Genomic DNA, 20,930 nt, shown 5'->3' on the forward strand with positions numbered 1-20,930 from the left:
ACCATGAAACGCATATTGTATCTATTCCTGACTGCCGTGCTCGCCGCTACCGCTGCGGCCTGCGATTCCGACGAGAAGGACAACGGTGCTGCCGAACTCTCCGCACCCCAGTTGTACTTCCCCAAAGACCAATACGCAATCGACATCACGACCGGACTCTCCGTCATCTTCGAATGGGAGAGTTCATCGGCCGGGAGCGTCGTCTATCAGGTTCTTTTCGACTCCGAAGAGGGGGACTTCTCCAATCCGGCCTATGTGGCCACGAGTGATTCCAACGGCTTCGAACCCTCGCTCGAACTCGAAACCACCACGCTCTCGACCATCGTATCGCTGTGCGGCGGGCTGCCCGGACAGACCACTTCCGTAAAATGGACCGTTCGCACGATTCAGGGGCTCAACCAGTATGTCGATGCCCAGAACGCCCAGACGATTCTGGTCACACTCCCCAATACGGTCGACCCGCTGCCGACAACCTTGTCGCTTCAGGGTTCCGCATCGGAAAATCAGGGTGAAATCAAATTCAATGCCGCCCTCCCGGTCGGAACAACCAAAGGCCAGCACATCGCCGATCGCGAAGAGGGGGCCATGGAGTGCTTCACAAAGCTCTCCGCCGGCAGCTTCTACGTCACGGACAACCTCGACCGTTACTATGCACTCGAAGAGGATGGAACCCTCCGCTGCACCTACACCGAAGCGACCGAAAACAGCGCTCCAGCCGAAGGAATCTACTGGATTTACATCAACTTCAACACGATGGAGTGGTCGATGAAGCGCATCGAAAAGGTCGAGTTCTGGAACCACCCCTGGTTCGGATCTGCAAGCCAGGAGGAGATGACCTATGCGGGCAACGGCGTCTGGGAGATTGTCGACTACGCCTGGGTAGTCACCAACGGCAGCGCAACGGACACCCGCTACTACTTCCTCGCAACCTACGACGACGGAAGCGTCGAGCGCTGGTCGTTCTGGGACGACGACTGCCGCAACAACGCAACCCCCGAGGCCGATCCCAAGTTCTACAACATCTACCGCTTCACGCACGGCACGCTCGGCGAGTGGGATCACACCTGGAAGACCAAAGAGGACAAAGAGGGTATCGACCAACTCGCCACGTTCCGCGTGCACATGAACAACACGGACAATACCGATTACTACCACGAACGCTCGTTCCGTGACAAATAAGCGATGCGATGAAGAGATTGCTGTTATCCCTTTCCGCCCTGCTGGGCGTCGGAGTGCTCGCGGCTCAGAACCATGAGTCGCAGCGTCCCGCGCCGCAGGACCGGCTGTTCGTCTCCGAGGCCGTCGAGCAGACCATTGCCGAGGTCCAGGGGATGCTTACCAATGCAAAACTGGCCTGGATGTTCGGCAACTGCTTCCCGAACACGCTCGACACCACCGTCCATTTCAAGGACAAGGGCGAGGACGGTCTCTACGACACGTTCGTCTATACGGGCGACATCCATGCCATGTGGCTCCGCGACTCCGGCGCCCAGGTCTGGCCCTACGTGCAGCTGACACCCCGCGACGAACACCTCCGCAACATGATTGCGGGGGTCATCGTCCGGCAGTTCAAGCTCATCAACACGGACCCCTACGCCAACGCCTTCAACGACGGGGCGACGGGAAGCCACTGGGAGTCGGACCAGACCGGAACGCCGATCCTCCCCGAAGTACACGAGCGCAAGTGGGAGATCGACTCCCACTGCTATCCCATCCGGCTGGCCTACCACTACTGGAAAACAACGGGCGATGAATCCGTCTTCGGAGAGATCTGGGTCAAGGCCGTGCGGAACATCCTCACGACGTTCCGCACCCAGCAGCGCAAGGAGAATCCCGGTCCCTACTACTTCCGTCGGACCACCGACCGCCAGCTGGATACCAAGTGCTGCGACGGGTGGGGCAATCCGGTCAACCCCGTGGGGCTGATCGTCTCCTCGTTCCGGCCCTCGGACGACGCCACGACCTTCGACTTCCTCGTCCCGTCGAACTTCTTCGCCGTGAGCTCGCTGCGCAAGGCCGCGGAGATCCTCCGCAAGGTCAACGGCGAAAAGGCCCTCGCCAAGGAGTGTCTTGCACTGGCCGACGAGGTGGAGGCGGCCCTGAAAAAGTACGCCGTCGTCGAGCACCCGGAGTTCGGCAAGATCTACGCCTTCGAGGTCGACGGCTTCGGAAACCGGTTCCTGATGGACGACGCCAACGTCCCGAGCCTGCTGGCCATGCCCTACTTAGGCGATGTCGAGCGCACGGACCCCATTTATGAAAATACCCGCCGCTTCGTCTGGAGCGAGGCAAACCCCTACTTCTTCCGCGGAACCGCCGGGGAGGGAATCGGCGGCCCGCACATCGGCTACGACATGGTCTGGCCCATGAGCATCATGATGAAGGCCTTCACGTCGACCGACGATGCCGAAATCAAGACCTGCATCGAGATGCTCATGACCACCGATGCCGGGACCGGATTCATGCACGAGTCCTTCCACAAGGACAACCCGCAGAAGTTTACCCGCGCCTGGTTCGCCTGGCAGAACACCCTCTTCGGCGAGTTGATCCTCAAACTCATCCACGACGGAAAACTCGACCTGCTCAACTCCATCACCGTGGAATAGCAGCCCCCGAGCCGCAAAAACCGAGATTCTGAAAAACAACCTATCAACAAACCCTGTCTATGAGACTTTACAAAAAACTGTTATATCTGTTTGCAGCCTCTGCGATGCTCGCTTCCTGCTCGTCGGACGATACGGATTCAGGCAACGGAGGTCCGGCCAACGTTCAAAAGCTGGAAACGCCGAAAAACGGCTTGAGCGTCAGTATGCTGCTGCTGGATCCCGACGAATTCGAGGGTCTGCGCTTCGAATGGCAGCCGGCAACAGGAGACGTAACCTACGAACTCGCTTTCGACAAGAACGGAGGCAGCTTCTCGGCTCCCGTGGCGAGCTTCGAAACCACAGAGAACAGCTACACGCTGCAACTGGAGGAGATCCAGGCCCTCTTCGACGAAAATGTCGACGAGGCCGGTGAGACGGCCGTCCTCGACTGGAGAGTCTACACCATCACGGATACCGGACGCACACCCTCGAACGAAACCCGCACCCTGACGCTTACGACCCGTGCGGAGGTTGTCGTCGAGACCCTCATCGCACCCGAAAATGATGCGGTTCTCAACCTGAAGGAGCTCACCGAGGATGTCGACTTCTCGTGGTCGGAACCCGTATGGCTCGGGGATGAGAAGCAGATCTCCTACACGCTGGTCATCGATCAGGCCGATGCGGACTTCTCGGAGCCGCTGCTGAGCATCGACGTGAACCCCACGGCCGAGGCCGCAGCCGCCACACAGGCCACCGTAACCCAGGAGCAGCTCGCCGAACTCTACAACGCTTCGGAGGCCGCAGCCACCGAGGATCCCTATTACCTGCAATGGGCCGTCTACGCCAAAATCGACCAGAACGTGAAGATCTCCGAGGAGATCCGGACCTTCTCGATCATCCCGCAGGTAAAACTCCCGGAATTCGCCGACGGCGACCCGCTCTACATCGAAGGCGAGGGTACCGAGGCCGGACAAAAGATGTCCTATATCACGGCGGATTCCTACAACCTGGCAATCGGTCAGGCCGGAGAGGTCGACGCCTTCAAGGACCAGGACTACAAATACGAAATCTTCACCCGGATCAAGGGCGGCAGCAAGTTCCTTTTCCGCTCGCAGCCCAGCAATACGATCTACACGCTCAGCGCCGACGGGACCCAGGTCCAGGCCATTGAAACCGAGGACCAGGCCCAGGCTCCCATCGCCGAAACCGGCATCTACCGCATCCGCTTCAACATCGCCACGGGATCGGCCTACGTCGCCGAAGTAACCCGCGTCGAGCATGTCTTCTGCTGGACTTCGCAGAAAACCGAACTCTCCTACGAAGGGAAAGGCATCTGGGTGGTCAACAAGATGGTAATCAATATCGACAGAGGGGGCGGCTCCGACGAACGCTACAAGTTCAATTTCGTCATCAACGGCGTGGACCAGCCCTACGGTCGCATGGAGAACAACGGAGAACGCCCCCACAGCGAGAAATATCCGTCGGTACCCGACAGCTACTGGTATCTGCAGCCGAGCCTGGTCAACCAGTGGGATCCCGCCTTCAAGTACTCCGACCAGTTGTGCGACCCCAACGACTGGAACCACTGGGCTGCCGACCTGCGGCTCTACATGAACGACGACAAGGGACACTATACCCATGAATTCGTCAACCCCGTCGAACTGACGGACTTCACCGACGGAGACCCGCTCTACATCGACGGCCAGGGTACCGAAGCCGGGCAGCAGATGGCCTACATTTCAGGCAGCTACTACAACCCGGGAATCGACAACGCCGGAGGTGAGGCCGATGCCTTCAAAGACGAAGACTACAAATACGAAATCTTCACCAAGATCGAGGGCAACAGCAAGTTCTACTTCCGCTCGCAGTTCAGCGATGCCCTCTACACCCTCTCGGCAGAGGGTACACAGGTCAAGCAGATCGAATCGACCGACGAAGCCGAGGCTCCCATCGCCGAAACCGGCATCTACCGCATCCGGTTCAATATCGCTACGGGCAATGCCTACATAGCCTCAATAGACAAGGTGTCCCACTTCTTCTGCTGGACCTCCGAGGAGACCGAAATGACCTACGAAGGCAAAGGCGTATGGGTGATCGACGACCTGAACATCAAACTCCAGAAAACCGACTGGGGCTTTGACGAGCGCTACAAGTTCAAGTTTATCATCGATGGCGAACAACAGTACTACGGGCGCATGGACAGCAACGGAGAACGTCCCAATGCCTCCACGGCGGCAAGCTACCGCTACGTGCAGCCGGGCGTAGGAGACCAGTGGGCGACCGCCTTCAAGTATTCCAACGAATTGTGCGACGGGAATGACCTCGATCGCTGGTACGCCGATCTCCGTCTCTACATGAATGTCGAGATGGACCACTATACCCATGAATTCACCAATGCTCATGAATAACGTGATGATCAGCACCTTCGCACTGCTTTGCGTCGGAATGCTGTCGGCCTGCGGCCAGTCGGACTCCGATCCGACTGGCCCGGACGGGTCGACGGGCGGGCCGACGGGCGGGAACAACCCCGTCGTCTCGACGCTGACCGCCCCCAAGGAGGGCCTTGCGGTCAACCTCGACGCGCTGAATTCGCTCACCTTCTGGTGGGAGGCCGCACAAGGCTCGTTCGACGCCTACGAACTGGTCTTCGACCGCAAGGGCGGCGACTTCTCCGATCCGGCCGCCGCATTCCGCACCGACGACAACCGGACCACGGAACTGACCCTCTCCTATCAGGAGCTGAAAAACGTCTACGACGCTACGCAGCAGAACGGGACGGCCTCGCTCGTCTGGAGCGTGAAGACCGTCGCCGGAGAGCAAAGCTACGCAGGCACGGCCCGGCGCTCGCTGACGGTGACCAACACCGTGGAGCCCTACATCGTCGAGGCGCTCTTCACCCCCGAGGATGGCGAACGGGCCGATCTGGTACTGCTCGGCGAATCGCTCCGCTTCAGTTGGTCGGCAGCCCGCAGCAACGGGCAGAAGACCCCCACGTACACCCTGTTGATCGACCGGCAGGACGGGGATTTCTCGGCCCCGCTGGCTACGTTCGACGCCGGGGAAGAGACCGAAATCTCGCTTACGAAGGAGCAGGTACAGGCGCTCTTCGACGACCATGCCGAGGAGGGCTCGCAGACCCTGCCGCTCGTATGGAGCGTGCGCAGCCAGGTTGAGGACAACACCTGGATGGCATCGGCAACGAACACGCTGACCATAACGACGCTGCCCGTCGCCTACCGGAATTCGATCTTCACGAAGTTCTCGCTGCCCGATCCCGACGTGATCCGCGCCGACGACGGCTACTTCTACCTCTACGCCACGGAGCACGACCGCAGCGATGCCAGGATGAGGAACGTCCCGATCATGCGGTCGTCCGACCTGATGACGTGGACGCGCGTCGGGGCGATGTTCACCGACCAGAACCATCCCCAGATCACCAACGGGAATGCCGGAATCTGGGCCCCCTCGATCAACCGCATCGGCGACAAGTACGTATGCTACTACTCCCAGCCGGGTGACAAGTACAAACACGCCATCGGGGTCGCCGTCGCCGACTCGCCCACGGGCCCGTTCGTGGATTACGGCAAGCTCATCGACAGCGACGAGCAGGGCGTAGACATCTCCATCGATGCCTACCTCTACCAGGAGGACGGACGCAACTACCTCTTCTGGGGCAGCTTCCGGAACATCAGCGTCCTCGAACTCACCGAAGACGGCCTGGCCATCAAGAACAAGGAGACCCAGAAACGCCGCGAAGTGGCCGGAGGTCAGTACGAAGCAACCGTCGTCGTGAAACGCGACGGCTGGTACTACCTGATCGTCTCCACGGGTGACTACTCCAAGGGCGGGACCTATCGGCTGGTCGTCGGGCGCTCGCAGAGCCTCTTCGGACCCTATGTCGACAAGGACGGGAACGACATGATGCAGGTCAACGACGAACTCGTCCTCCAGGGCAACGACACCTTCTCGTCGCCCGGACACTGCTCGCGCCTGATCACCGACGACAACGGGCAGGACTGGATCCTCTACCACGCCTATACGGAGGATCTGAATTACCGCACGCTGATGCTCGACCGCATCAACTGGGTCGACGGATGGCCCGTCTCGCCCGGACAGCAGCCCACCTCGGCTTCGGTCGACCGGCCCGTATTCCACTGAGAACTCCGGGCGGACTCTGAACAAACCTCCCGAAATGTAACTTTGTCCTGATATCGAGCGAGGCCCTCCCCGCGAGGGAGGGCCTTGTCCGATGTCGTACCACGAACCCAACGGCAAAAGCCCAAACCGCAAACACCAACTTGTTTCCCGATGAAAAAATTTCTCCTCTGTCTTGCTGCGGCTGCTGCAGCAATAGCGCTGATCTCCTGCGCGAACGACAATTCGGTCACCTCGCCCGACGGAAGAATCCGCACCACGGTTTCGATCGATGACGGCGGAGTCCCCGCCCTGCAGGTCGATGTCGACGGGAAAGCCCTGATCTCCGCATCGGAACTCGGACTCGAAGCCGACGGCCTGAATCTCGCTTCGGGATTCGCCGTCACGGGCGTGGCCCGCGACCGGCGTGACGAAATCTGGACGCAGCCCTGGGGCGAAAACAAGGTGATCCGCGACCGTCACGAAGAGATGGCCGTGACAATGCGCAACAGCGAAGGGGTTACGCTCGTGCTGCGGGTGCGGGCCTTCGACGACGGCATCGGATTCCGCTACGAGTACGACACGCCGGCCGATTCGCTGAGGCTGACCGACGAACACACCACCTTCCGGTTCGCGCAGAACGGACTCTCGTGGAGCATCGACGGGAATTACGACACCTACGAGCTCCCCTACCGCGAGCAGCCCGTCTCGGCCGTCGAACGCGCCAACACCCCCTTCACATTCCGCTGCGGCGGCCTCTACGGCTCGATCCATGAGGCGGCCCTCTACGACTATCCCGAAATGCACCTGCTGCGGCAGGATTCACTCGCATTCAAGGCCGAGCTGGCCCCGCTGCCCGACGGCGTGAAGGCCCGCCTCGCGGGATCGTTCACCACGCCGTGGCGCACGCTGCAGATCGCAGACCGGGCCGTCGGACTGATCAACTCGTCGCTGATCCTCAACCTCAACGAACCCTCGAAGATCGCCGACACCTCGTGGATCCGACCCCAGAAATATGTCGGAGTCTGGTGGGGAATGCACCTCGGGACGCAGGTCTGGACCATGGGCCCGCGCCACGGTGCCACCACAGAAAACGCCATCCGACACATCGACTTCGCTGCTGCGAACGACATTCAGGGCGTGCTGTTCGAGGGCTGGAACCGCGGCTGGGAGGACTGGGGCGGAAACCAGCAGTTCGACTACGTGGAGCCCTATGCCGACTTCGACCTGGAGCGTATCGCCCGCTACGCCTCCGAAAAGGGCATCGAACTCTGGATGCACAACGAAACCGGCGGCAACATCCCCGACTACGAGGCCCACATGGAGCGGGCCATGCAGCGCTACGCCGAACTGGGCATCCACACCCTCAAGACGGGTTACGCCGGAGGTTTCAAGGGCGGATACTCCCACCACTCGCAGTACGGCGTGCAGCACTACCAGCGCGTCGTGGAGCTGGCCGCGAAGTACCGCATCATGCTCGACGTCCACGAACCGATCAAGGAGACCGGCATCCGCCGCACGTGGCCCAACATGATGACCCGCGAAGGGGCCCGCGGCATGGAGTGGAACGCCTGGTCCGAAGGCAACTCCGCGGAGTATCTCTGCACGCTGCCCTTCGTGCGGCTGCTGAGCGGGCCGATGGACTATACCCCCGGCATCTTCGACATCTACTACGACCGCGCCAAGGCCGACCCGGGCCGCATCCAGTGGAACGGAGACAACACCCACTGCTCGATCAAGACCACCCTGGCCCGCCAGATCGCAAACTGGGTGATCATCTATTCGCCGCTGCAGATGGCCGCCGACCTGATCGAGAACTACGAAGGGCATCCGGCCTTCCGGTTCTTCCGCGACTTCGACGCCGACTGCGACTGGTCCGAAGCCCTGCAGGGCGAGATCGGCGACTATATCGTCGTGGCTCGACGCGCCGGAGAGCGTTTCTTCCTCGGGGCCGGGACCAACGCCGAAGCCCGCACGCTGGAACAGCCCCTCGGATTCCTCAAGCCCGGCGTCACCTACACGGCCCGCATCTACGCCGACGACGTGAACTCCCCGTTGCGGACCGCCTACCGCATCGAAGAGCGCCGGGTTACGTCAGCCGACTCGCTGCGGATCGAAATGGCCGCCGACGGAGGCTGCGCCGTCACGTTCGAGCCGACCAACAAACCCAATGCATGAAACTGAACCGAATGATGATCCCGGCGGCCCTGCTGACCGCCGGGGCCTCCCACACCGACGCCAAACGTCCCGCCGACAAACGTCCCAATATTCTGGTGATCCTGTGTGACGATCTCGGATATTCGGACCTCGGCTGCTATGGCGGCGAAATACAAACCCCGAATCTCGACCGACTGGCCCGCGAAGGACTCCGTTTCACGAGATTCTACAACACAAGCCGCAGTTGCCCGACCCGGGCTTCGCTGCTCACGGGTCTCTACCCGCACCAGGCCGGAATCGGCCGCATGACCTTCAACGACCATCTGCCCGGTTACCGCGGAACCCTTTCGCGCAACGCCGTGACGATCGCCGAGGTGCTCCGCGATGCCGGCTACTCGACCTCGATGGTCGGAAAATGGCACGTCGCCGAGACTCCGCTCCGGAGCGACCAGCGCGACTGGCTCAACCACAAGGTCTTCCATGAGACCTTCTCCGACCTGTGCAACTACCCCGTCAACCGGGGTTTCGACTCCCACTACGGAACCATTTATGGCGTCGTGGACTATTTCGACCCGTTCAGCCTGGTCGAGGGGGAGGTCCCGATCCGCGAGGTGCCCGAAGGTTATTACATCACGCAGGCCCTTTCGGACCGGGCCGAACAGGAGATCCGGCAATATGCCGATTCGGAGAGACCCTTCTTCCTGTATCTGGCCTACACTGCACCCCACTGGCCGCTGCACGCCCTGCCCGAAGATATCGAAAAATACAAGGATACCTATACCGCAGGCTGGGAGAAGATCCGCGAAGCCCGCTACGAACGGCAACGGCAGGCAGGGCTCTTCGGCGACCAGCAGGATTTCCTCTCCGAACGGCAGTTCCACGACCGTTGGGAAGAGAATCCCACGGCTGAATGGGATGCCCGGGCCATGGCCGTCCATGCGGCAATGGTCGACCGTATGGATCAGGGAATCGGGCAGGTGATCCGCGCCCTCGAAGAGACCGGACAATTCGACAACACGCTGATCCTCTTCCTGTCCGACAACGGCTGCAGCAGCGAAGTCTGCCAAAACTATCCGCCGGGCGAGAACGACCGTCCGGATCGGACGCGCGACGGACGCGAGATGGTCTATCCCCGGCAGAAGGAGGTCCTCCCGGGACCCGAAACCACCTATGCCTCACTGGGGGCCGAATGGGCCAATGTCGCCAACACGCCGTTCCGCTACTGGAAAGCCAAATCCTACGAAGGAGGCATCTGCACCCCGATGATTGCCTGCTGGCCGAAGGGCATGGACCGACGGCTCAAGGGCAGCGTGACGGCCGAAACAGGACACGTCATGGATATTATGGCCACCTGCGTGGAACTCGCTCGTGCAACCTATCCCGAACGCTACAAGGGACATGAGATCATCCCGATGGAGGGTCTGAGCCTGGTGCCCGTCCTGCGCAATGGGCATCGGGAGGGCCACCGAGAAGGTATCGGATTCGAGCACTTCAACGAACGGGCCTATCTCTCGGCCGACGGCTGGAAGATCGTCCGACCCGGCGAACGCGCCCCGTGGGAACTCTATGACCTGAACAACGACCGCAGCGAACGCCGCAACCTCGCCGCCAAGTACCCTGAAAAGGTTGCCGAACTGGTCAAGGCCTACGAAGCCTGGGCCCGGCGCTGCCGGGTAGAACCCTATCCCGGACAAAAGATCAATCAAACCAAATAACTGACATGCAAATCACCCGGAAACTCCTTTTCATCGCCACTGCGGCGACCATGACGGCCTGCGGAAATGCAATCGAGCAGACCGACACCTCGCTTTCGACCGCCGTGCGGCCCTCCGCCGTACCGCTCGTCACCGTGGACCCCTACTTCTCGGTGTGGTCCGCCACCGACCGACTCAACGAATCGCCCACCCGGCACTGGACCGGCAAGGACCAGCCCCTGACCGGTGCAATCCGCGTCGACGGAACCACCTATCGGATCATCGGACTCGAAAACCCGAAACTCGAAACCATCCTCCCGACCATCGCCCTGGAGCCCTGGTCGGCACGCTACGTCATCGACCGCAAACCCGCCGGAGCCTGGACCTCGCCCGATTACGACGACTCCGCCTGGCAAACCGGCCCCGGAGCCTTCGGATCGCCCGAAATGCCCAAAATCGGGACCGAATGGCAGGGTGACAACCGCGACATCTGGGTGCGCCGCACCTTCCAGCTCGACCGCGATCTCTCGGCCGAGGATCTCCTCCTCGAATATTCGCACGACGACGTCTTCGAACTCTACGTCAACGGCGTCGAGGTCGCCAATACCGGCAACACCTGGGAGAGCTATATCCGCAAACCGCTCCCGGCCGAAGCCGCCGCCACGCTCAAACCCGGAACGGTCACCATCGCCGCACACTGCCACAACACCGTAGGCGGCGCCTACGTCGATTTCGGGCTCTTCCGCAAGATCCCCTACGAAGGTTTCGGACAGGTCGCCGAGCAGAAGTCCGTCAGCGTACTCCCCACCCGGACCGTCTACACGTTCCTCTGCGGAGGGGTCGAGGTCGAGGTGATCTTCACCGCACCGCTCCTGATGGACGACCTCGCCCTGCTCTCCCGGCCGGTGAACTACCTCACCTGGCAGGTCCGTGCCGTCGATGAGGCCGAGCATGACGTACAGCTCTACCTCGAAGCCACGCCGCAGTTTGCCGTCGACGACCTGAGCCAGCCCGTCGTCTCCGAAACCGGAAGCGGGGAAGGCATCGACTTCGTGCGCACGGGAACCGTCGAGCAGAACATCCTCGGCAAAAAGGGCGACAACGTCCGCATCGACTGGGGATACTTCTACCTCGCAACCCCTTCGGGCAAGGGTAAAATCGCCCTGGCAGACTACTACGACTCGAAGGAGGCCTTCACCGCCTCGGGAACCCTTCCCGAAGGAGCGCAGAGCATCCGGACCGAAAACATGCTCAAGGAGCCCGTCGCCCTGGCCTATGCCAATGACCTCGGAAAGGTCGGTGCGGATGCTGTCTGCGACTACGTCCTGCTCGGATACGACGACCTCTATTCGATCCAGTACTTCGGCGAGAACCTCCGACCCTACTGGAACCGCACGGGCGAAAACGACATCCGCCGCGAGCTGAAGGCCGCCGCAGATACCTACAACGCAACGCTCGACCGTTGCGAGACGTTCGACCGCGAGATGATGCAGGCCACGGAAGAGGCCGGCGGCCGCTCCTACGCCGAACTCTGCGCCCTGGCCTACCGGCAGGCCATCGCCGCCCACAAACTCGTGGAGTCGCCCCAGGGCGAGCTGCTGTGGCTCTCCAAGGAGAACTTCTCCAACGGTTCGATCGGAACCGTGGACATCTCCTATCCCTCGGCCCCGCTCTTCCTGCTCTACAACCCCGAACTTGTGAAGGGGATGCTCAACCACATCTTCTACTACAGCGAGAGCGGCAAGTGGACCAAGCCCTTCGCCGCGCACGACGTCGGGACCTATCCCCTGGCCAACGGACAGACCTACGGCGGCGACATGCCCGTCGAAGAGAGCGGCAACATGCTCGTACTGACGGCCGCCATCGCCGCCGTCGAGGGGAATGCCGAATACGCCCGGAAGCACTGGGAGACGTTGACCGTCTGGAAGGACTACCTGCTCGAACACGGGCTCGACCCCGCCAACCAGCTCTGCACGGACGACTTCGCAGGCCACTTCGCCCACAACACGAACCTCTCCATCAAGGCCATCATGGGCATCGCCTCCTACGGAATGCTGGCCGAAATGCTCGGCGACCAGGCCCTGGCCGACGAGTCGTTCGCCACGGCCCGCAAAATGGCCGCAAAATGGAAGGAGATGGCTGCCGACGGCGACCACTACCGCCTGACGTTCGACAAGCCCGGAACCTGGAGCCAGAAGTACAACCTCGTCTGGGACAAACTGCTCGGACTGGAGATTTTCGACCCCGAGATCGCCCGGACCGAACTCGCCTACTACCACACGAAGCAGAACACCTACGGACTCCCGCTCGACAACCGCCGGACCTATACCAAAACCGACTGGATCATGTGGACCGCCACCCTCTCGGACACGCCCGGCGAATTCGAACAGTTCATCGAGCCCGTCTACCGCTTCATGAACGAGACCACCGACCGCGTCCCGATGTCCGACTGGGTCTACACCGACACCCCGCGACAGGCGGGATTCCAGGCCCGTTCCGTCGTCGGAGGATACTTCATCAAGATGCTCGAAGGAAAACTCGACCGATAGGCGGCCCCTCCACCCGAAAACAGACGGCGGTCCGGAGAAATTCCGGACCGCCGTTTTACGGAAAGAAAAAGGTCTCCCTATTCGTCGAGCGAATGGCAGATCCGCGTGTTGATCGCCCGGATCCGCTCGGGCTCCACCTTCATCACCTTGCGGTCGTAGGTCATCAGTCCGTTGACCTCAATCTCCACGTCGGTCGTCTGCGTGTAGACCGCCGCCGAGAAGCCGTTCGGAATGAGTCTCGAAAGGATCTCCGCATAACGTTCGTATTCGTCGGTCACGGCCTTCGGGGAGTCGAAACGCACGTAGCCCCAGTTCCGGTCGGGCTCCCACAGGTGATCCTCCAGCACCAGACCGATACCGCCGTATTCGCCCAGCACCGTAGGCCGGTTGTGGTCGTAGAGGTAGAGCTCCGGAGCCGGATAGTTGTGCAGGTCGAGCAGATCGCCCGTCAGGTAGTGGTTGCCGCCGCTGGCCGGGTTCACCAGCCGCGTAGGATCGTAGGCCTTGGTCCACTCGGCGATCTCCACGGTCTTGAACTGTCCCCACGCCTCGTTGAAGGGCACCCATACACCGATCGAGGGGAACGAATAGAGGCAGTCGATGATCTCCCGCCACTCCTTGCGGTAATACTGCTCCGAAAGCGGCGAACGATGTTTCTCCTCTCCCGTGAAGTAATTCCTGCTCTGCCACTGCGGCATTCGGTCGGCCTGGTCGCCGCTCGGCATGTCCTGCCAGACGATCATTCCCAGGCGGTCACAATGCCAGTACCAGCGGGCCGGTTCCACCTTGATGTGCTTGCGGATCATGTTATAGCCCAACTCCTTGGTCTTCACCACATCGAAGGCCAGCGCCTCGTCCGTCGGTGCCGTATAGAGCCCGTCGGGCCACCAGCCCTGGTCCAGCGGTCCGAACTGGAACAGCGGGCGGTTGTTGAGCAGCAGGCGCATGACGCCCGAACGGTCGCGGCCCGTCGAGAACTTCCGCATCGCCGCATAGCTCCGAACCTCGTCCAGCGTGCGGCCGTTGCGCACCAGCGCAATGCTCATATCGTAAAGGAACGGCGAATCGGGGCTCCAGAGTTTCGGCTCCGGGAGGTGGAGTTCCGCCGGAGCGCCGCTCAGCGCCTCAGTCTCGGCAACCGCGGTCTCCCCGTCGAAGAGCCGGACCACCACTCGGTCACCGGGCTGCGCCCCGCAAAGGTCGGTCTCGACCCGGAAGAGTTTCCGATCGAGGTCGGGCGTCGTCTTCACGCCGCGCACATACTGCTGCGGGACCGCTTCGAGCCACACCGTCTGCCAGATACCCGTCACCGGCGTATACCAGATCCCCGCGGGGTTGTTGACCTGCTTGCCGCGCGGCTGGGGTCCTTCGTCCGTGGGATCCCAGACCCGGACCCGCAACGTGTTGTCACCCTTTTTCAGCGCTTCGGTGATGTCGAATTCGAAGGGGGTGAAGCCGCCCGTATGCGTCCCGACGCTCACGCCGTTGACCCACACGTCGGCCCGCCAGTCCACGGCCCCGAAGTGGAGCAGCACCCGCTTCCCGGACCATTTCGGCGAAACCGCGAACGTGCGTTCGTACCACAACTCCTGGCGGGCGCCCACCCGGCGTCCGACGCCCGAGAGCGACGACTCCGCGGCAAACGGAACCAGAATCTCACCCTCCCACGCCGCAGGCTGCTCACCCAACGGCAGGATGGCGTAGTTCCAGAGTCCGTTCAGATTCTGCCAATCGCCGCGCACCAGCTGCGGCCGCGGATATTCCGGCAATACGTGCTCTGGATCGAGCTGTTCGCTCCATACCGTACGGATCCGTTCGCCGGCCGGCTGCCACTGGGCCAGACCCGGCATCGCCGACAACAGAGCGGCGGCGGGAAAAAGCAGGCGCACGGCCCGCTTCAAATTGGGCATCAATTTGTCAATCATGTCGTTTCTAAGATTTCGATGAATAGTTTATTCTCGTACAAATTTACAACAAAACCGCGAAAAACGATAAAAATTTTCCCTCAAGAGATAGCACTTTTTGCTTTTTTCCGAGGATTTTGGCCCCTTCCGGCCGAAGTCCCGGCGAAAGAAAACAATCCCCGCAACCGGAGAAATGTGACTGATTCACGGAAAGGGGCGAAAAGCAGGTTGGAAGTTCCGAAAATTTCGTGTATCTTGTCGCAAAATCGAAAAAACATGTCGGAACCAAAACTGCAATTCATACCCTTCCGCTCCCGCCTCGACGAAGCGTGGACCGAAGCCTGGGAACTCTACGAAAACTCCTTCCCGGCCTGCGAACGCTGGAACGGAAACGATTACGACCGGGCCTTCAGGGACCCGCTCTTCGAGGCCGATGCCATCCGCTGCGACGGCCGTTTCGCCGGGATCCTCTTCCATTGGCGAGGCGACGGATTTCACTATGTCGAACACCTCGCCGTATCGCCCCTCCTGCGCGGACAGAACATCGGGTCCCGCGCCCTGGCGGCCTTCTGCGAAGGGCGCCGCGTCATCCTGGAGATCGACCCGCCCGAAGACGAGATCTCGATCCGGCGGCTCCACTTCTACGAACGGCTGGGATTCACCGCCAACCCCCACGAATACACCCATCCTTCGTTCCGGCGGCCTTTCCATCCTCACAGACTGGTGCTGATGAGCCGTCCCGGAGCGCTCTCCGACGACGAAGCCCGCCGCTTCGCCGACTTCATCCGCGAACGGGTCCTGCGCTACTCCGAGCACGAACATCCCGAGCTCCCGCGCATCGACTGAACCTCCCCGAACGAAAGGGCAAGATTTCGAAACGGCAGCGTGTCCGGGAAAACGCCGGGAAAACGCCACGAAAAAATGCGGTCCGCAGGTTTTCACCCACGGACCGCATTCGTCATGCCGGCCGTTTCCACCCTACAACACGCCCACCAGGTATTTCGTCAGGAAGTAACCTCCCACTACCAGCCACACGTAGAGCAATCCGGCCAGCACGAAGGGTTTGGCACCCGCCTGGCGGAACTTGTCGAGGCTCGTCTCCGTGCCGAGCGCCGTCATGGCCATCGTCAGCATGAAGGTGTCGATATACTCGATCGCGCCGTTGAGCGGGATCTCCCGCACGCTCGCCACCCCCAGCAGCGACTGCAGCAGCGAATTGAGGCAGATCACCGCGATAAACCCGAAGGCGAACCACGGAATCGTGATTCGGCTCTTCTCCGCCCGGGCGTCCTGTGCGGCGGCAACCTCCCGGCGGCGCCGTCCGGCCAGCGCGAAACTCATCACCACCAGCACCGGAGCCAGCATCATCACCCGGATCATCTTCGTAATGGTGGCCGTTGCGGCAATACCCAGCGAATCGGTCGGGTCCATGGCGTTGCCCGCCCCGGCGACATGCGCCACCTCGTGCAGCGTGCTGCCCGTATAGATCGCCACCTCGGTGTCGGTCATGCCGTCGAGCAGCCCCGCGCGATACATCACCGGGTAGAGGAACATCGAGAGCGTCCCGAAGATCACTACCGTCGAGACGGCAATCGCCGTCTTGTAGCCTTCGCACTTCACCACCGGTTCGGCACCCAGGACGGCGGCAGCTCCGCAGATGGCGCTGCCCGTGGAGGTCATCAGCGCCGTATCGCGGTCGATCTTCAGCAGACGCCCCAACAGCACGCCCCCCAGGATCGTGACCGTCACGACCACCAGGTCGACCACTACGGCCGGGATTCCCACGGCCGCAACCTGCGCCAGCGTCAGCCTGAAACCGTAGAGGATGATGCCCCAGCGCAGCACCTGTTTCGTACAGAACCTGATGCCCGGCACCCACGTCTCGGGGAGTTTGTTGCGCAGGCTGTTGGCGTAGAGCATTCCCAGCACGATGCCGACGATCAGCGGGCTGAACGAGAGCCGCCTGACGACGGGGATTTCGGCAATGTAGAAGGCTGCAAAAGAGAAGAGTGCGATCAGAAGAATACCGTGGAGCGTATTGGCCCGGTTGCCTTTTTCCAGCATATCAGAATAACTTTTTATTTTCCCGGCCGCAAAGATCGCACCTTTTCCCGAAATACGGAACAAAAAATCGTTATACGAAATAACCACAGGTTATAGCACAGCCTCAGAACCCGACCCGGACGAAATCCAGGAACTGACGCACCAGACGCGCCGGATGCGCCTCGTTGTGCACGAAGACAAAGTCCCGCAACAGGGTCAAGCCCTCCAGATCCACGATCCGCAGGGCCCCGCTGCGCAGTTCGTCGACCACCGAGAAGGCCGAAACGATCGCCATCGCGTCGCTGTGGCGCACGAAACCCTTGATCCCCTCCGTCGAACCGAGCCGCAGCACGACATTCAGCTGCGAAAGGCGGATTCCACGGTCGGCCAGCGCCGCGATGATCACCTCCAACGTTCCGGAACCGTTCTCGCGCAGCACCAGCGGGATCCGGCACAACGCTTCGGGCGTTACCGACTCCGTACGGGCGTACTTCCCGCCCGGGCGCGCCACCAGCACCAGTTCGTCGGCCCGGAACGGTGTGTAGTGAAGTCCCTGGCGGCGGCTGACGCTCTCGACCAGCCCCAAGTCGATGGCATGGTCGCCCAACGCCTGCTCGACCTGCCCGCTGTTGCCCGAGAGCAGCGAAACCCGCACTTTCGGAAAACGCGTCGTGAAACGCGCCAGAATCGGCGGCAGCAGGTACTGCGCAATGGTCGTACTGGCCCCGAGGCGCAGTTCGCCCTCGGTCTGGCCCGTGCAGAGGCTCATTTCGTACTCCAGGCGGCGGTAGTCGTCGGCCACACGTTCGGCCGATGCGAGCAGCGTGCGCCCCGCCTCGGTCAGCTCCAGACGGCTGCCCCGACGCGTAAACAATTGCACCCCATAGCGGGATTCCAGCTCTCCGACGTGTTTGCTGACGGCCGGTTGCGAGATGCAGAGCTGCTCGGCCGTGCGCGTGAAACTCAGCGTGCGCGCCGCCGTGATGAAGACCCGAAGCCGGAAATCGTCCATGATGCTCAGCCCAGATGCCCTTCGGCCGCGAACTCCGCAACGGAACGCACGTAATGGTCGATGGTCTCCTGCATCGAGACGAACGACTTCCCGCCCGCGGCGTTCTTGTGCCCGCCTCCGTTGAAGTATCTGCGGGCGAAGAGGTTCACATCCACATCGCCGCGCGAACGCAGCGACACACGGATGAACTTGCGGTGGGCCAGGAACATCGCCGACATCTTGACCTTCCTGATCGTCAGGGCATAGTTCACGAAACCCTCGCTGTCGCCCTGCTGGAACTGGAAACGGCGCATCTCACGCTCCAGCAGCGACATGTAGGCCACGGTCCCGTCCTGGATCAACTCCATCTTGCGGTTGATGGCGTAACCGAACAGCCGCGCACGGCCTTCGGTATAGGCGTTGTAGACGCGGTTGTGGATGTCGGGGATCCGGACCCCCTTCTCGACCAGCACCGCCACGGCCCGGAACAGCTCCGGCGTGAGGAACGAAAAGGCGAAGTTGCCCGTATCGGTCATCATCCCGACGTAGAGCAGTTCGCCCATGCGCTGCGTGATGGCATCCGTGCCGCACAGCGCCTCGACGATGCTGTAGACCAGGAAGCAGGTGCTCGACGAATCGGGGTGCGAAAAGGCCAGGTCGAAACCCTTGTCTGGCGACAGGTGGTGGTCGATCAGCACCCGCACGGCCGTCGTATTGGCCTCGATCGTCTCGCTGAGATTTTCGAGCCGCGAAACGGCATTGAAATCGAGGCAGAAGAAAATGTCGGCCTCGGAAACGGCACGAGCCGCACGCCCTTCGGTGTCGGTCTTGAAGACCACGACCTCCTCGATGCCGGGCATCCAGTCGAGGAAATAGGGGTATTTGTTCGGTACGATGCACGTCACCGCATGTCCCATTCCGCGGAGCACCTCGGCCCAGGCGAGGGAGGATCCGACGGCATCCCCGTCGGGATTGGTATGGGAGAGGATGACGATACGCTGTGCGGGGCGGGCAAGCAGTTCCCGCAGGCGTTCGATATGATCTTTCGACAATTCCATCGGCTGACTTCGCATTGGTGGACCCGGCAAAGATACAAAAAAAGAGGGAGATCGCAAACCGGCAGCCGGCAGGCCTCCGGCGAATGGTTCCCCGGGGATTCACGGGTCCTGGTCGCGGCGGCCGACACCGGAGTTCCGGCACCTTCCCCGGCGGCCGCATCCCCCCCTCTCTCGAAAAATTCAGGATCGCGGCGACCGGTGATCGGCGGCGTATTTGCGGCACCAGGTCGTCAGCCCGCACTCCGCGCACTTCGGGGAGCGCGCCGTGCAGACGTAGCGTCCGTGGAGGATCAGCCAATGGTGCGCGATGGGCAGCAGGTGTTTCGGAATGTTCTTTTCGAGCGTCAGTTCGGTCTGCAGCGGGGTCTTCGAGCGCGTCGTCAGGCCCAACCGCTCCGAAACCCGGAAGACATGCGTGTCGACCGGCATCACCTCCTTCTGCCACAGCACCGCCCCCAGCACGTTGGCCGTCTTGCGCCCGACGCCCGGCAGCGTCTGCAGCGCCTGCAGGTCGCTCGGCACCTCCCCGCCGAACTCCTCACAAAGCTTGCGGGCCATGGCGGCCAGATTCCGCGCCTTGTTGTTCGGGTAGGAGATGCTTCGGATGTAGGGGTAGATCTCCTCGGCCGTGGCCGCGGCCATCGCCTGCGGCGTCGGGAAGGCTTCGAACAGCGCCGGAGTGGTCATGTTGACCCGTTTGTCGGTACACTGTGCCGAGAGGGCCACCGCCACCAGCAGCTGATAGGGACTTTCGTAGTGCAACTCGCTCTCGGCTACTGGTTTATGCTCCTGAAACCAGGCGAGGATACCGTCGTAACGCTCTTTTGTTTTCATCGGTTCTTCCTGTTGTTTTTATCGCGGCGGAACAAGATTTTCTTGGCCAGCAGCCCGGGGCCTTCGGGGCAGAACAGCAGCCGCGGACAGCGGCGTACATCACGCCACCAACGCGCGAGATACTCCCCGACCCCGCCATTCCACGACAGCACCCACCACGCCACGGAAGCGCGCCGACGCTCCAGCCGGAAACGGTTGCGGCCCGTCCCGTAATGCGCCTCGAACCAGAGATCGATGTCGAGAATCGAATCGCTGAAGGCGATCTGCCGCTGATAGGCACGGCTGTGGCTCACGCTGTCGGGAAGCCGCCGGTGCACGGCCGTCGTGTCCGGGAGGAAGGCGATGCGGCTCCGGACCGAGAACCACAGCCACATCGGCGCATCGCCGGTCAGCCACTCGGGGTGCTCCTCGGGGCGCACCTCCGCATAGTAGCGGGCGATCAACTCGCGGCGCGCCAGCGTCGCGCAATTGCAGATCGTCAGGCTGTAGGACAAGTGGTCGAAATCGGTGTAATGGGCCGGGTAATCGGGCTCCGTGCGGTTCTCCGCGGCCCAGAAGCGTTCTGCCGCCGTATAGCACATCCCGCACCCCGGGTCGGCCTCCAGCACGTCGGCCTGTTTCTGCAGTTTCCGCGGGTCGCTCCACCAGTCGTCACCGTCGAGGTAGGCCACGTACTTCCCCCGGCACGCCTCGAACGTCCGCCGGTAGTTGACCCGCCAACCGACATTCTCCGCCGAGGTCACCAGCCGGATCCGGTCCGGATAGCGTGCCGCATAGTCTTCGCAGATCGACCGCGTGGCGTCGGTGCTGCAGTCCTCGCCCAGGACCAGCTCCACATCGAACGCGGTCTCCTGCGCCAGGACGCTCTCGATGGCCCGGGACAGGTAGGCTTCGTGGTTGTAGGTCGTCATGCAGACCGAGACCAGCGGGGTGGCCGACGTCTCTTGAGGGTTTATTCCAGGTCGCTGAGGGTTCATCGTC

Annotated in this window: 14 protein-coding genes; 8 read left to right on the forward strand and 6 right to left on the reverse strand. The window is 61.8% G+C overall.

Annotated features, from left to right (window positions below):
* Nucleotides 1-3 precede the first annotated feature (3 nt).
* From ABGT65_RS04605 to ABGT65_RS04635, 7 genes are all read left to right on the forward strand, one after another.
* Nucleotides 4-1,179, forward strand: a complete 1,176-nt coding sequence (locus ABGT65_RS04605) for a SusE domain-containing protein (protein ID WP_346700095.1) — start codon at nt 4-6, stop codon at nt 1,177-1,179.
* An 8-nt stretch (nt 1,180-1,187) separates the two neighbouring features.
* Complete coding sequence (locus tag ABGT65_RS04610; protein WP_346700097.1) at nt 1,188-2,606, forward strand: glycoside hydrolase family 125 protein; 1,419 nt, start codon at nt 1,188-1,190, stop codon at nt 2,604-2,606.
* Between the two features lie 59 nt (nt 2,607-2,665).
* Nucleotides 2,666-4,993, forward strand: a complete 2,328-nt coding sequence (locus ABGT65_RS04615) for a SusE domain-containing protein (protein WP_346700099.1) — start codon at nt 2,666-2,668, stop codon at nt 4,991-4,993.
* Entirely contained in the window at nt 4,986-6,743 is a 1,758-nt protein-coding gene (locus ABGT65_RS04620) for a family 43 glycosylhydrolase (RefSeq protein ID WP_346700101.1), read from the forward strand. The genes ABGT65_RS04615 and ABGT65_RS04620 overlap by 8 nt, the downstream gene beginning before the upstream one ends.
* 150 nt (nt 6,744-6,893) lie before the next feature.
* Entirely contained in the window at nt 6,894-8,897 is a 2,004-nt protein-coding gene (locus tag ABGT65_RS04625) for a glycoside hydrolase family 97 protein (protein WP_346700103.1), read from the forward strand.
* Complete coding sequence (locus ABGT65_RS04630; RefSeq protein WP_346700105.1) at nt 8,894-10,591, forward strand: arylsulfatase; 1,698 nt, start codon at nt 8,894-8,896, stop codon at nt 10,589-10,591. Before ABGT65_RS04625 ends, ABGT65_RS04630 begins: the two co-directional genes overlap by 4 nt.
* Before the next feature lie 5 nt (nt 10,592-10,596).
* On the forward strand, nt 10,597-13,119 hold the full coding sequence (locus ABGT65_RS04635; protein ID WP_346700107.1) for a glutaminase domain-containing protein: 2,523 nt from the start codon (nt 10,597-10,599) through the stop codon (nt 13,117-13,119).
* A 77-nt stretch (nt 13,120-13,196) separates the two neighbouring features.
* Here the strand turns inward: ABGT65_RS04635 and ABGT65_RS04640 are convergent, their stop codons facing one another.
* Nucleotides 13,197-14,969, reverse strand: coding sequence for a sugar-binding domain-containing protein (locus tag ABGT65_RS04640; RefSeq protein ID WP_346703053.1), 1,773 nt, complete (start codon nt 14,967-14,969; stop codon nt 13,197-13,199).
* A 330-nt stretch (nt 14,970-15,299) separates the two neighbouring features.
* Between ABGT65_RS04640 and ABGT65_RS04645 the strand changes: the two genes are divergently transcribed.
* Entirely contained in the window at nt 15,300-15,869 is a 570-nt protein-coding gene (locus ABGT65_RS04645) for a GNAT family N-acetyltransferase (protein WP_346700109.1), read from the forward strand.
* Between the two features lie 132 nt (nt 15,870-16,001).
* Here the strand turns inward: ABGT65_RS04645 and ABGT65_RS04650 are convergent, their stop codons facing one another.
* The 5 genes from ABGT65_RS04650 to ABGT65_RS04670 all read right to left on the reverse strand — a co-directional run bounded on the left by ABGT65_RS04650 (nt 16,002) and on the right by ABGT65_RS04670 (nt 20,926).
* Nucleotides 16,002-17,087, reverse strand: coding sequence for a YeiH family protein (locus ABGT65_RS04650; protein ID WP_346700111.1), 1,086 nt, complete (start codon nt 17,085-17,087; stop codon nt 16,002-16,004).
* A 103-nt stretch (nt 17,088-17,190) separates the two neighbouring features.
* On the reverse strand, nt 17,191-18,078 hold the full coding sequence (locus tag ABGT65_RS04655; RefSeq protein WP_346700113.1) for a LysR family transcriptional regulator: 888 nt from the start codon (nt 18,076-18,078) through the stop codon (nt 17,191-17,193).
* 5 nt (nt 18,079-18,083) lie between these two features.
* Nucleotides 18,084-19,115 carry a DHH family phosphoesterase gene (locus ABGT65_RS04660; RefSeq protein WP_346700115.1) on the reverse strand — a complete coding sequence of 344 codons (1,032 nt, stop codon included), beginning with the start codon at nt 19,113-19,115 and terminating at the stop codon, nt 18,084-18,086.
* Nucleotides 19,116-19,295: 180 nt separating this feature from the next.
* Complete coding sequence (nth, locus tag ABGT65_RS04665) at nt 19,296-19,949, reverse strand: endonuclease III (protein ID WP_346700117.1); 654 nt, start codon at nt 19,947-19,949, stop codon at nt 19,296-19,298.
* A complete protein-coding gene (locus ABGT65_RS04670; RefSeq protein ID WP_346700119.1) occupies nt 19,946-20,926 on the reverse strand; it encodes a glycosyltransferase in 981 nt (326 codons plus the stop codon). The genes nth and ABGT65_RS04670 overlap by 4 nt, the downstream gene beginning before the upstream one ends.
* Between the last annotated feature and the right edge of the window lie 4 nt (nt 20,927-20,930).

The organism is uncultured Alistipes sp., from assembly GCF_963931675.1.
In the GTDB taxonomy this organism is placed as follows: domain Bacteria; phylum Bacteroidota; class Bacteroidia; order Bacteroidales; family Rikenellaceae; genus Alistipes.

Excerpts from the sequence above, each read along its gene's own strand:
- ABGT65_RS04605 (WP_346700095.1), top strand. The coding sequence starts at position 4 with ATGAAACGCATATTGTATCTATTCCTGACTGCCGTGCTCGCCGCTACC.
- ABGT65_RS04610 (WP_346700097.1), top strand. The coding sequence starts at position 1,188 with ATGAAGAGATTGCTGTTATCCCTTTCCGCCCTGCTGGGCGTCGGAGTG.
- ABGT65_RS04615 (WP_346700099.1), top strand. The coding sequence starts at position 2,666 with ATGAGACTTTACAAAAAACTGTTATATCTGTTTGCAGCCTCTGCGATG.
- ABGT65_RS04620 (WP_346700101.1), top strand. The coding sequence starts at position 4,986 with ATGAATAACGTGATGATCAGCACCTTCGCACTGCTTTGCGTCGGAATG.
- ABGT65_RS04625 (WP_346700103.1), top strand. The coding sequence starts at position 6,894 with ATGAAAAAATTTCTCCTCTGTCTTGCTGCGGCTGCTGCAGCAATAGCG.
- ABGT65_RS04630 (WP_346700105.1), top strand. The coding sequence starts at position 8,894 with ATGAAACTGAACCGAATGATGATCCCGGCGGCCCTGCTGACCGCCGGG.
- ABGT65_RS04635 (WP_346700107.1), top strand. The coding sequence starts at position 10,597 with ATGCAAATCACCCGGAAACTCCTTTTCATCGCCACTGCGGCGACCATG.
- ABGT65_RS04640 (WP_346703053.1), bottom strand. The coding sequence starts at position 14,969 with ATGCCGGGTCTGGCCCAGTGGCAGCCGGCCGGCGAACGGATCCGTACG.
- ABGT65_RS04645 (WP_346700109.1), top strand. The coding sequence starts at position 15,300 with ATGTCGGAACCAAAACTGCAATTCATACCCTTCCGCTCCCGCCTCGAC.
- ABGT65_RS04650 (WP_346700111.1), bottom strand. The coding sequence starts at position 17,087 with ATGCTGGAAAAAGGCAACCGGGCCAATACGCTCCACGGTATTCTTCTG.
- ABGT65_RS04655 (WP_346700113.1), bottom strand. The coding sequence starts at position 18,078 with ATGGACGATTTCCGGCTTCGGGTCTTCATCACGGCGGCGCGCACGCTG.
- ABGT65_RS04660 (WP_346700115.1), bottom strand. The coding sequence starts at position 19,115 with ATGGAATTGTCGAAAGATCATATCGAACGCCTGCGGGAACTGCTTGCC.
- nth (WP_346700117.1), bottom strand. The coding sequence starts at position 19,949 with ATGAAAACAAAAGAGCGTTACGACGGTATCCTCGCCTGGTTTCAGGAG.
- ABGT65_RS04670 (WP_346700119.1), bottom strand. The coding sequence starts at position 20,926 with ATGAACCCTCAGCGACCTGGAATAAACCCTCAAGAGACGTCGGCCACC.